Annotated in this window: 13 protein-coding genes; 10 read left to right on the forward strand and 3 right to left on the reverse strand. The window is 39.7% G+C overall.

Annotated elements, in window-relative coordinates; translation table 11 throughout:
- Window positions 1-3: 3 nt before the first annotated feature.
- On the forward strand, window positions 4-891 hold the full coding sequence (cyoE, locus tag PSF28_RS04980; protein WP_004914545.1) for a heme o synthase: 888 nt from the start codon (window positions 4-6) through the stop codon (window positions 889-891).
- A gap of 312 nt (window positions 892-1,203) precedes the next feature.
- The gene (locus PSF28_RS04985; RefSeq protein WP_272684733.1) at window positions 1,204-2,565 is read left to right on the forward strand and encodes an MFS transporter; all 1,362 of its coding nucleotides are present in this window, start codon (window positions 1,204-1,206) and stop codon (window positions 2,563-2,565) included.
- Window positions 2,566-2,611: 46 nt separating this feature from the next.
- Here PSF28_RS04985 and PSF28_RS04990 read toward each other — a convergent pair whose 3' ends face one another.
- Window positions 2,612-3,103, reverse strand: coding sequence for a YajQ family cyclic di-GMP-binding protein (locus tag PSF28_RS04990; protein ID WP_210836504.1), 492 nt, complete (start codon window positions 3,101-3,103; stop codon window positions 2,612-2,614).
- Window positions 3,104-3,290: 187 nt separating this feature from the next.
- On the opposite strand from PSF28_RS04990, the gene panE reads away from it, so the two are divergent.
- The 4 genes from panE to PSF28_RS05010 all read left to right on the forward strand — a co-directional run bounded on the left by panE (window position 3,291) and on the right by PSF28_RS05010 (window position 5,682).
- Window positions 3,291-4,202, forward strand: coding sequence for a 2-dehydropantoate 2-reductase (gene panE / locus PSF28_RS04995; RefSeq protein WP_272684734.1), 912 nt, complete (start codon window positions 3,291-3,293; stop codon window positions 4,200-4,202).
- On the forward strand, window positions 4,165-4,758 hold the full coding sequence (gene yajL / locus PSF28_RS05000; protein ID WP_004914556.1) for a protein deglycase YajL: 594 nt from the start codon (window positions 4,165-4,167) through the stop codon (window positions 4,756-4,758). The genes panE and yajL overlap by 38 nt, the downstream gene beginning before the upstream one ends.
- Before the next feature lie 267 nt (window positions 4,759-5,025).
- Window positions 5,026-5,169, forward strand: coding sequence for a Hok/Gef family protein (locus tag PSF28_RS05005; RefSeq protein ID WP_004905468.1), 144 nt, complete (start codon window positions 5,026-5,028; stop codon window positions 5,167-5,169).
- A 369-nt stretch (window positions 5,170-5,538) separates the two neighbouring features.
- Window positions 5,539-5,682 carry a Hok/Gef family protein gene (locus tag PSF28_RS05010; protein WP_004914564.1) on the forward strand — a complete coding sequence of 48 codons (144 nt, stop codon included), beginning with the start codon at window positions 5,539-5,541 and terminating at the stop codon, window positions 5,680-5,682.
- Between the two features lie 71 nt (window positions 5,683-5,753).
- On the opposite strand, the gene thiI is transcribed toward PSF28_RS05010, so the two are convergent.
- Window positions 5,754-7,205: a tRNA uracil 4-sulfurtransferase ThiI gene (gene thiI, locus PSF28_RS05015; RefSeq protein ID WP_272684735.1), complete on the reverse strand. Its 1,452-nt coding sequence runs from the start codon at window positions 7,203-7,205 to the stop codon at window positions 5,754-5,756.
- Between the two features lie 220 nt (window positions 7,206-7,425).
- On the opposite strand from thiI, the gene xseB reads away from it, so the two are divergent.
- From xseB to caiF, 4 genes are all read left to right on the forward strand, one after another.
- Entirely contained in the window at window positions 7,426-7,677 is a 252-nt protein-coding gene (xseB, locus tag PSF28_RS05020; RefSeq protein WP_004914571.1) for an exodeoxyribonuclease VII small subunit, read from the forward strand.
- A 3-nt stretch (window positions 7,678-7,680) separates the two neighbouring features.
- Window positions 7,681-8,598, forward strand: coding sequence for a (2E,6E)-farnesyl diphosphate synthase (gene ispA, locus PSF28_RS05025; RefSeq protein WP_210836501.1), 918 nt, complete (start codon window positions 7,681-7,683; stop codon window positions 8,596-8,598).
- Between the two features lie 249 nt (window positions 8,599-8,847).
- Window positions 8,848-10,713: a 1-deoxy-D-xylulose-5-phosphate synthase gene (gene dxs, locus PSF28_RS05030; RefSeq protein ID WP_272665584.1), complete on the forward strand. Its 1,866-nt coding sequence runs from the start codon at window positions 8,848-8,850 to the stop codon at window positions 10,711-10,713.
- A 595-nt stretch (window positions 10,714-11,308) separates the two neighbouring features.
- On the forward strand, window positions 11,309-11,701 hold the full coding sequence (caiF, locus tag PSF28_RS05035) for a carnitine metabolism transcriptional regulator CaiF (protein ID WP_004914580.1): 393 nt from the start codon (window positions 11,309-11,311) through the stop codon (window positions 11,699-11,701).
- A gap of 78 nt (window positions 11,702-11,779) precedes the next feature.
- On the opposite strand, the gene caiE is transcribed toward caiF, so the two are convergent.
- Window positions 11,780-12,373, reverse strand: coding sequence for a carnitine operon protein CaiE (gene caiE / locus PSF28_RS05040; RefSeq protein ID WP_210840191.1), 594 nt, complete (start codon window positions 12,371-12,373; stop codon window positions 11,780-11,782).

A 12,373-nucleotide genomic window follows, 5' to 3' on the forward strand; every position in this document is an offset into this window, starting at 1 on the left:
GATATGTTTAAGCAATACCTGCAAGTGACCAAACCAGGAATTATATTCGGAAACTTGATATCTGTGATCGGTGGTTTTTTATTGGCTTCAAAAGGGTCAATTGATTACCCACTGTTCGTTGCGACTTTGCTGGGTGTATCACTGGTCGTGGCTTCTGGTTGTGTTTTTAACAACTACATCGACCGTGATATCGACCGTATCATGGAAAGAACGAAGAATCGCCCTTTAGTTAAAGGGTTGATTGATCCGAAAGTTAGCCTGATTTACGCTGCTGCATTGGGTATTGCTGGTATGGTGCTGCTACTTGTAGCAGCCAATGCGCTGGCAATGCTGCTTGCAGTTATCGGTTTCATTGTTTATGTAGGTGTTTATAGCCTATATATGAAACGTAAATCCGTTTATGGCACGCTGATTGGCAGCCTTTCAGGCGCAGCACCACCGGTTATCGGTTACTGCGCTGTTACAAATGAATTCGATATGGGTGCACTTATCCTATTGTTGATATTCAGTTTGTGGCAAATGCCTCATTCTTATGCCATTGCTATCTTCCGTTTTAAGGATTACAAAGCCGCAAACATTCCTGTGTTACCGGTTATTAAAGGAATTTCCGTCGCGAAAACGCACATCTTCCTGTATATCCTAGCGTTTATGGTCGCAACATTAATGTTAGCTATCAGTGGATACGCGGGCTATAAGTACCTCATTGTAGGTGCAGCAGTCAGCTTATGGTGGCTAGGTATGGCAATTTCGGGTTTCAAAACCGAAAATGACGACCGAGTCTGGGCAAGAAAACTGTTTATCTTCTCAATCGTAGCAATTACTTCATTGAGCGTAATGATGTCAGTTGACCCTATAGTTTCAAGCGATACTGTTATAGCTCTCGTCAGATAACTTATCTGTTTACTGATGATAACAATGTCTAAACGGCGGGCCTTCCCCGCCGTTTTTATTTGTCTCTAACTGCTTTTACAACTCACTTTTACTTATTCTGCCTATCCTTATGAATCTATTTTATGGTTAAATAGCCGCTTGCCATTGATAAGCTAGATATTAAATGCACTATTAAAATTCTAATAGATTGATACTAAAAATATAACACCACAACGTACTGCATATTTGTTCAACTTGTTGTATTTACTAATATGTGACCTAGGTAGCTGAGAGAAGCCAACACCGCTACAGCACGAAATATGAAGAATAAAAATGAATGATAACAAAATGACATCCGCAGAGCTTAGATCCACTTGGGGATTAGGCTCTGTTTTCTCCTTGCGAATGCTTGGAATGTTTATGGTATTACCTATTTTGACCAGCTATGGGATGCATTTACAGGGAGCTAACGAGTTCTTAGTGGGTGTCGCTATTGGTATCTATGGTCTTAGCCAAGCCATTTTCCAAATCCCTTTTGGTTTGATGTCAGATAAAATAGGAAGGAAACCTTTAATTATTATTGGTTTAGCCATTTTTATTATCGGAAGTATCGTTGCGGCATTAAGTGATTCAATTTGGGGAATTATTATTGGGCGTGCTTTACAAGGCGCCGGTGCCATTTCTGCTGCCGTTATGGCGCTACTCTCTGACTTAACTCGAGAGCAAAATCGGACTAAAGCCATGGCATTTTTGGGTATTAGTTTCGGTTTAACTTTTGCCATTGCCCTAGTGCTTGGTCCCATTCTCACTAACGTGGTTGGTCTAAGTGGTTTATTTTGGGGAATTGCACTACTTGCAGTTGGTGCTATTGCAGTGACTGTTTTTATTGTTCCTAATACCAATACTCATGTTTTAAACCGTGAGTCGGCATTTGTACAAGGTAATTTAAAAACAGTTTTAATGCACCCTCAACTACTCAAGTTAAATATAGGTATCCTTAGTTTACATACCCTACTGATGTCTAGTTTTGTTGCTTTACCTCTTATTATGACTGATTCTGGTTTTTTAGCGAAAGACCATTGGAAAGCCTATTTAATCACGATGTTAATCGCCTTTGTCACTGTACTTCCTTTCATAATTTATGCGGAAAAATACCGCAAAATGAAGCAGGTCTTCTTATTTTGTATTGTCGTTTTAGCATTGGCTGAAATTACCTTATGGCTTTCTGATAATCACTTATGGGTGATTTTCTTAGGTATTCAACTATTTTTTATTGCTTTCAATATTATGGAAGCCATTTTACCGTCACTCATAAGCAAAGAGGCACCTGCTGGCTATAAAGGAACTGCCATGGGCGTATACTCCACCAGCCAGTTTTTAGGTGTTGCCATTGGCGGTATTGTCGGTGGGTGGTTGTACAGCTTTGAAGGTGCTAATACGGTTTTTATTGGCGGACTAATATTAACCATTATCTGGTTTATCATTAGCTTAACTATGCAGCAACCTCCGTATGTCAGCAGTATTCGTATTGAATTACCCAATCATATTGGAGATACAAGGGCTCTTGAGAAGAAATTACAAGCCCAGAAAGGGGTGATGGAAGCACTCGTCGTTGACGAAGAATATAGTGCTTATGTTAAAGTTGATAGAAAAATCATCAATCGAGAACAACTTGAAGCATTAATAAATCAGTAAAAATTAGCCCGCTAGCGCGGGCTTTAAACGAATACTTGAAAAATAACTAGTCGCGGAAGTTATTAAACTGGAAAGGTTGGCCTAAGTTCCCGCCGCGCACTAATGCCATAACCGATTGTAAGTCATCACGCGCTTTTCCCGTTACACGTACTTGGTCGCCTTGCACCTGAGCTTGAACTTTCAATTTGCTGTCTTTAATTAGTTTCACAATTTTCTTAGCAATGGCGCTATCAATACCTTGTTTGAAAGTTACTTCAACACTGTAAGTTTTTCCACTGTGAACGATATCTTCAGGCACATTCAATACCGCACCATCAATACCACGTTTTGCCATTTTTTCTCTTAAAATATCAACTAACTGAAGTACCTGGAAATCCGATTCACTAGTGATTTTAACTGATTCATTTTTGTCATTGAGCTCAAAACTGGCTTCAACATTTTTAAAATCCCAACGGCTGGTTAACTCACGCTGCGCATTCTCCACCGCATTACGTACTTCATTCATTTCCACTTCAGATACAATGTCAAATGATGGCATAGCTAGAACCTCACTGATAATTTTTAGATTGTGCGCATGATAACGTTTTTACTCACATTACTTCAAGTTATCGGAGCCTATGATATTTCGTTAACTACAACTTCGTATGGTAAAAGGTTATACTGGTGATAAATCACTTCCGCCTTACCTTATAAGACGTTAAAGTCCCATATTCAAAGGGGAAACAATGAAAATAACTCTAATTGGTTGTGGTGCGATAGGTAAACTGTGGCTTGCTTCACTTGCAATACAAGGGCATGACATACAAGGTTGGCTACGTGTTGCACAGTCTGATTTATTCGTCGATGTTAATGAACCTGATGGACGTACTTTCCGAGAACTGATTCCTTCTAATAATATTAACCACTTACAAACCAGTGAATTAATCATTGTCTGTTTAAAAGCATGGCAAGTTTCTGATGCTTTATTACCTTTGATTAATACTATCCCAGAAAATACGCCTATTTTATTACTGCATAATGGCATGGGAACGGTTGAAGAGCTGACGCCTTTACGCCATCCTATCTTAGCGGGCGTCACAACCCATGCGGCTTGGCAAGAAAATAACCAAGTATTTCATGTCGCAAATGGGATCACGCATATCGGTGCTATCAATTCCCAAGCACAAGCATACTACCCAATAGCGGATATCTTGCATGAAGCCTTACCTGATGTAGCTTGGCATAATAATATTTTAACCACTTGCTGGCGTAAATTGATTGTAAACTGTGTCATTAACCCCCTAACTGTCGAACATAACTGTAAGAATGGTGAATTAATCCAGCATTCCACGCAAATATCTCGGATCATTGATGAGATATGTCATGTTATGGCGGCAGAAGGGCTGCATACGGATAAAGCAGAGCTAACAGAGTATATTTACGGCATTATTAATAATACCGCTGATAACTATTCTTCTATGTTACAAGATATACGAAACAATCGCCGTACAGAGATTGATTACATCACTGGCTTTTTAATCAAACAAGCACGAGCTCATGGGATCAGTACACCTGAAAACGATCGCCTTTACCATTTAGTCAAAAATAGAGAACAACAATATGACGACTTCCGTTCTAATCTGCATCGCTCATGGTAGTGAAGAAATTGAATTTACCATTACTGCTGATTTATTAGTTAGAGCAGGCATTGATGTGACTTTAGCGAGCGTGACGGAAGATGGTTCTTTAACCATTACCGCTTCACGAGGGCTAAAAATTAGTGCCGATACCCCATTGATTAAAGTTGCAGATGAACCTTTTGATGCCATTGTACTGCCTGGTGGTATGACTGGAGCGGAAACATTTCGTGATAGCCCACTGGTTGTGGAAAAAGTTCGCCGAATGCATCTTGATGGTAAAATTGTGGCGGCTATTTGTGCGGCGCCAGCGCTTGTACTTGAATATCACCAATTGTTTCCGCTAGGTAATATGACTGGTTTTCCATCAATGAAAGATAAAATTCCAGCTCATAAATGGGTCGATCGCCGAGTCTACTTTGATGAGCGAGTTAACTTATTAACCAGCCAAGGGCCCGCAACATCCTTTGATTTTGCCTTAAAATTGATTGAGTTATTGGTCGGGCGCGAAATTGCAGGCCAAGTTGCAGCCCAATTAGTTTTACCGAATGGTATTAATGATTATTTAGAGGATTAACGGAAAAATCCGCTATTAACAACGAATGATTAAAATCATTTAATCGTTTGAATAATAAAGAATTAAAATAAAAACCCTCAACAAAAAACCTTTGTTTATCACCATTTTTTGCTATGATTGTCGCGGGTGCTTGGATCATTTTAGTTCAAGCATTTGTGAGAGCCAAAAAGACGAAAGCCCCGAATTTAGATGTTAATCTTAATCCGAGGCAGTTTCCAAATCTCAACAATTTGATTCTGTCTCCTTTTAGAAAAGGAGTCAAGAGGAATGGCCAAAATTGCCCTTCTGGGGCTAGTTACCGTGTGCCTTACGGTGTTGTGTTTTTCGTTATTGATGCAAGAAAGGCTGTGCTCTTTCAGTATCAGTAGCGGAAACACACTGGTTCAAGCTACGTTATCTTGCGATAACTAGTCTTGTGGGGGAAACTTTCCCCCACATTTCTCTTTAGTGATGATTTGGTGGTACAAGCACCCTGTTATTCTTCTACACGCTTTTTCATTGCTATCTCAGCTAAATCAACAATCATATTAATACCAATGATTATCAAACTATCTTAATTACATGAATTTAAACAGTTTATTATCGAGATTTAGCTGTAATTAGATTTGTTTATCGCCATTTTTTGCTATGATTGTCGCGGGTGCTTGGATCAGTTTGGTTCAAGCATTTGCCAGAGCCAAAAAGACGAAAGCCCCGAATTTAGATGTTAATCTTAATCCGAGGCAGTCTCAAACCCTCACAATTTGATTCTGTCTCCTTTTAGAAAAGGAGTCAAGAGGAATGGCCAAAATTGCCCTTCTGGGGCTAGTTACCGTGTGTCTTACGGTGTTGTGTTTTTCGTTATTGATGCAAGAAAGACTGTGCTCTTTCAGTATCAGTAGCGGAAGCACGCTGGTTCAAGCTACGTTATCTTGCGATAACTAGTCTTGTGGGGGAAACTTTCCCCCACATTTCTCTCTGATTGTGAATTGGTGATACAAGCACCCTGTTTTAAGCTATGGGCGATAAACCTTTATATTTTCATAACCTTGCTCTTTTAAGTATAGCGCTTGCAAGCGGCTCATTACCCCACGGTCACAATATAATAAATAGGTTTTATCTTTTGGTAAGTCACCAAATTGCGTGCTCAACTTATAGAATGGAATATGCTTAACTTCCATTCCATCGACATTCAGTGGCTTGTCTTCAAATTCATCAATTGAACGAATATCTAAAATCACTTCATTTTCAATTGAAAGCTCACTCACCATTTCAATTTCAGGAACTTTTTCAAGGCTTTCTTGTGCAATTTGTCGAATATCAATATTTTGCGCTTGCTCAACAACAGACTCTAAAATACAAAAATCAAAATTGGCTTCTTCTGCTTCAATACGCGCTTTCACCGCTTTAACGGTTGGGCTTTTTGAAATCACACCGCAATATTCGGGCATGGTTTTTGCGAAATCTTCAGTGCCAATTTGGCGAGCTAGTTTGATAATGTGTTCTTTATCATGGGAAATTAATGGCCTTAATACTAAGGTATCAGACGCATTATCAATCAAACGTAAGTTTGTTAGGGTTTGACTGGAAACTTGCCCAAGTGCTTCACCCGTGACAATCGCCTGCACGCCATAACGCTCTGCAACTTTAGATGCAGCTCTTACCATCATACGTTTGAGCACAACCCCCATTTGGCCATCATCAACTTTTTCTAAAATTTCAGCGACAACAGGCTCAAAATTTACAGCAATAAAACGGACTTTATGGGAGCTACCAAAACGATTCCACAGATAATGTGCGATTTGCTTCACACCAATTTCATGAGCTGCACCGCCTAAATTAAAGAAACAGTAGTGAACACGACAACCACGGCGCATCAACATATAGCTAGACACACCTGAATCAAAACCACCCGAAATGAGTGATAACACATCTTCTTGAGTCCCAATAGGGAAACCACCGATACCTTCAATACGTGCTTTAACTAAAATAAGTTTATCATCTTCGATTTCTAAGTGAATCGTGGTATCAGGGTCTTTAAGCTTAACTTTTGCAGAGGCAATGTGTTGATTTAACCCACCACCGATATACCGTTCAGCGTCGATAGATGAAAATTCATGTTTACCACGACGTTTTACCCGCACACAGAATGTTTTATTTTCTAATGATTCACCATAGGCTTCGTGTGTCATTTCGTAAATATGATGTAGACTGGTAAACGGTTTTTCTTCCACTTCAAGAATATGGTGAATACCTGGAATGCGCCCTAGCATGTCACAAATTTCGTCGTGTTTTGTTTCTCCCTTCACACGCACTTCAATGTTATCCCAATTACGGACAACCGAAATCTCTTCGCCAAGTGGTTTAAGCACGTTACGGATATTACTGGTCAAAATTTTAATAAAACGTAGCCTAACAGTTTGGCTTTTAATGGTAATTTCTGGGAATAACTTAATGATAAACTTCATAATAGCTGCATGTTCATGGTGGTTGAGGGCAAATGAATGTGCCTTAACAGAGACACATGACACGTTACCAATTGTCAATAAAGAGGCGTATTATAACACTATCTTGCGGGTTGAATCTAAAAACCCCAATAATAAATTGTAACCGTAGCAAGACTGCGTTAGTCTGCTGAATATTTAAAATCCCTCGAATTAACTGATTTCACATTAGTGGCTAAAGACTATGGCTAAAGAAAAAACTCAGCAAGTTCCGACTGTTAGTTTTGAAAACTCGCTTCAAGAGCTAGAGCAGATCGTCGCTCGCCTAGAATCTGGTGAACTTCCCTTAGAAGATGCCCTTAATGAGTTTGAACGTGGTGTTCAAATTGCTAAACAAGGTCAAAAAGTATTACAGCAAGCAGAGCAACGTGTACAAATTTTGCTAAGCGATGACGAAAATAAACCTCTAGCCGATTTTTCACCTGATACAGAATAAATTATGTCTGAACAACATTTAGATAGCTTTACGCAGCAACAAAAGCAAGCCTACGACAGAGTCAATCAATACCTATTAGATGCCTTAAATGCGCTGCCGTTTGCAGACCTCCCACTTGCTCAAGCGATGCGCTATGGCACATTATTGGGTGGAAAACGCTTACGTCCATTTTTAACTTATGCCGTCGGTTCTATGTTTGGTGTTAGCCAAGAAAACCTTGACGCTCCAGCTGCTGCAGTCGAATGTATTCATGCTTATTCATTAATCCATGATGATTTACCTGCAATGGATGATGATGATTTGCGCCGTGGCCAACCGACTTGCCACATTAAGTATGGTGAAGGCAATGCAGTGCTTGCTGGAGATGCATTACAAACATTGGCATTCCAATTACTGTCATCTGCACCAATGCCGGATGTGACAGACAAAGACCGCATAGCGATGATTGCAGAGTTATCATACGCAAGTGGTTTAGCGGGAATGTGCGGCGGGCAAGCTCTTGATTTAGATGCAGAAGGAAAGCAAGTTGACCTTGAATCTCTTGAGCGCATTCATCAACATAAAACAGGGGCATTAATTCGTGCAGCAATCCGTCTTGGTGCTTTTGCTGCTGGTGAAAAAGGTCAAAAATTACTGCCTGTTTTAGACAAATATGCACAATCCATCGGTCTTGCCTTTCAAGTACAGGACGATATCCTAGATGTTATCGGTGATAGCGAAGTCACAGGTAAACGCCAAGGAACGGATGCCGAACATGAAAAAAGTACCTATCCATCGCTATTAGGGCTTGAAGTTGCTCAGAAAAAAGCACGTGAGCTATATCATGATGCGATAGACGCTTTAGAGACTCTCCAGTCCCATGGATATAATATAGAAATGCTAAGCGCTTTAGCTAATTTCATTATTGAACGTAAAAGCTGACAATATGCTTTGCCTTTTGGCTACAAGAAGATCGATAATTACGGCAATTTATTACCCTAATGCATCTTCGAATCATTCCTATAACCAAAAAAATAGATGGATTACTTCTTAATCACTCGAGTTATAGGCAGACGATAAACGAAGGCAACCCAACAGCAGATAGAAGCTTTATGCTGCTAAATACTGAGAATAGTCATTTTACTGTGGCTAGGTAAGTTGGGTTTTTTATTAATTATAAGTGAGCAACTAATGAGTATTGATATCGCTAAATATCCCACGCTAGCCTTGGCAGAGACACCAGATGAGCTTCGTCTGTTGCCTAAAGAAAGTTTGCCTAAGCTTTGTGATGAACTCAGACAATTCTTACTGAGTAGCGTGGGTCGCTCTAGCGGTCACTTTGCTTCTGGCCTCGGTGCTGTTGAACTCACCGTTGCATTACATTATGTCTATAAAACCCCATTTGATAATCTTGTTTGGGATGTCGGCCACCAAGCCTACCCACATAAGATATTAACGGGTCGCCGTGACCGTATTGATACCATCCGTCAAAAAGATGGCCTACATCCCTTTCCATGGCGCGAAGAAAGTGAATATGACATTTTAAGTGTTGGCCATTCCTCAACATCCATTAGTGCCGGTTTAGGTATGGCCATTGCTGCAGAAAAAGAGCAACAAAGCCGTAAAACAGTTTGTGTGATTGGTGATGGCGCCATCACCGCTGGAATGGCATTTGAAGCAATGAACCATGCAGGAGATGCCGCACCTGACATGTTGGTTATCTTAAACGATAACGAAATGTCTATTTCAGAAAATGTTGGCGCACTAAACAATCACTTAGCTCACTTACTTTCTGGAAAGCTCTATACAACATTACGTGAAGGTGGGAAAAAAGTTTTTTCTAACATGCCACCTATCAAAGAATTACTGAAAAAGACTGAAGAACACATTAAAGGCATGGTCGTACCGGGGACCATGTTTGAAGAATTAGGTTTTAACTATATTGGCCCTGTTGACGGCCATGATGTTGTTGCCTTAGTTCAAACGTTAAAAAATATGCGTGACTTAAAAGGACCGCAATTTTTACATATCATGACCAAGAAAGGTCGCGGCTATGAGCCGGCAGAAAAAGACCCAATTAGCTGGCATGCAGTCCCTAAATTTGACCCAAGTACATTCACTTTGCCCAAAAGCAAAGAGACGGGGCCGACATTCTCTAAAATTTTTGGTGATTGGCTGTGTGAAGAGGCTAAAGATGATAGCAAGTTGATGGCTATCACCCCTGCGATGCGAGAAGGCTCTGGTATGGTTCGGTTTTCTAAAGAATTCCCTGATCAATACTTCGATGTCGCAATTGCCGAGCAACATGCTGTCACCTTTGCCGCTGGCCTTGCTATTGGTGGCTATAAGCCTATCGTTGCTATCTATTCGACTTTCTTACAACGCGGTTACGACCAAGTCATTCATGATGTGGCTATCCAAAAGGTGCCTGTTATGTTTGCGATCGACCGAGCCGGTATTGTGGGGGCTGATGGGCAAACTCACCAAGGTTCTTTTGATATTTCATTCCTGCGCTGTATACCAACCATGGTTATTATGGCTCCAAGTGATGAAAATGAGTGCCGCCAAATGCTACATACTGGCTATCATTACCAAGATGGTCCATGTGCTGTACGTTACCCTCGAGGCACAGGAACAGGCGCTGAGTTACAGCCGTTATCATTGCTGCCTATTGGTAAGGGGATTGTTCGTCGTCAAGGTGAAAAAGTCGCTATCTTATGCTTTGGTACCTTATTAAGCCACGCATTGGTCGCCGCCGAGCAACTTAATGCAACTGTTGTTGATATGCGTTTTGTGAAGCCTTTAGACGAAGCGCTTATCCTTGAAATGGCCAATACTCATGATGTACTTGTCACTCTCGAAGAGAATGCCATCATGGGTGGGGCTGGTAGCGGAGTGAATGAATTCTTAATGCATGAGAAAAAAATCATTCCAACCTTAAACCTTGGTTTGCCTGACTATTTTATTTCTCAAGGTACCCAAGAAGAACTTATTGCTGAACTGGGCTTAGATTCCACAGGTATTGTTAATTCTATTAATAACTACTTAGCCAAATAATTTTTATCTCTAGGAGGGCATTGCATCAACATGCAATGCTCTATTCAATTGCAAAGCCAATCACTCTTATTCTCTTTCTTAATATATTAGAAAATTATTTAACTCTTTGTTATTGCTTACTCGCTAATGTTCAATTAAAAAAATCACCCATGTCACATTTTTATTATATTTCAAGATCATTACAATCAAATATAAAACCAAATATAATCAGTTTATCTACAACGATATTCAGTTATTTACCTAAAATCAGAATATAAACAAAACTTTTGTCTTGAATGTAAATTTTCACAATAAAGGCATGCAAATCATTTTGAAATCCATTAATATGAAGCTTGTCACTGTATGACGGCGTAATTTAGGCTGTGAATTATATTCGACACCTATCATTATGAAATATAAGTTTTTATATTAAAATAATGATAATTAACATTAAAAACGAATATATTATTTTAACAATTTTAACCAGAAGTTAATAATTAATTATTTTGTTTTCTTAATTAACAAACCAGGAAACAAATAAACGCTATTCCAACTACAATTTACATATAATTTCTTTTTATTTAGCCAATTTTAATAAATAGATTTGGGAGCGCTTATGTGTGGACAATATATTAATGAACCCTTGTATTTATCTATCGCAAACTGGGTAATGAAACAAGGCCATTGGACTACGGCTAGAGAAATATCTAATCACTTTGATATTCCGCATCCTAATGCTGTCAATATTGTTTCTTATATTTTATCTGATGTTGCTGAAATTCAGTGTGAAGTAAAAATGATCCCCAATAAATTATCGGGACGAGGCTGTCAATGTCAGCGGCTTATTAAAGTTAAGAAAATTGATAACCAGCTTTATGCTCGTTTAAGAAGCCATCAAACTGAAAAAGTCACTATCGATTCCCCAATGAAAGCGGCGTCTATGCCACCAAGTGAATTAAATCGAGAACAAAAATGGCAATGGATGCTATCAAAAGCACAGCGTCGTTAAACTTATTTTTCAGTTTTATACCAATAAAAAACGCAGACTTCACCATCTGCGTTTTTTATTTTACGGCCTTTTAGTGAATTACTGCCCCTTAGGTTTTACATCCGTTGTACCAAATAATTTGGGGCGATTAACTTCAAGCTCTGTCAGCGGTTGGGTTTCCTGTAATTGTTGCTGATATCGGCCTGCTAAATCTTGATATTCTTTCGTATTTAACCGTTTCCAATGCAGTTCTTCATCAGTCACTGAGCGTAAAAAACGAGCAGGACTTCCGACCAACATTTGACGATTTTCACCTTGAAAACCGGCCTTAACAAAACTCATCGCAGCAACAATACTTTCCTCACCAATCACAGCGCCATCCATAACGACACTGTTCATTCCAACCAAAGCATCACGGCCAATAATGCATCCATGTAAAATAGCTCCGTGGCCTATATGCCCACATTCATGGACAATGGTCTCGACATCACTATAGCCATGCATAATGCAGCAGTCCTGAATATTCGCCCCTTTTTCTATGATCAAGCGGCCATAATCCCCACGTAAAGAGGCATTCGGCCCAACGAAAACCCCTTCACCAATAATCACATCACCAATCACTACCGCTGATGGGTGTACATATGCGGTAGGATGAACAACTGGGATAACCCCTTCAAAAGCGTAAAAACTCAA

The organism is Providencia sp. PROV130, from assembly GCF_028482225.1.
GTDB classification, from domain to species: Bacteria; Pseudomonadota; Gammaproteobacteria; order Enterobacterales; family Enterobacteriaceae; genus Providencia; species Providencia rettgeri.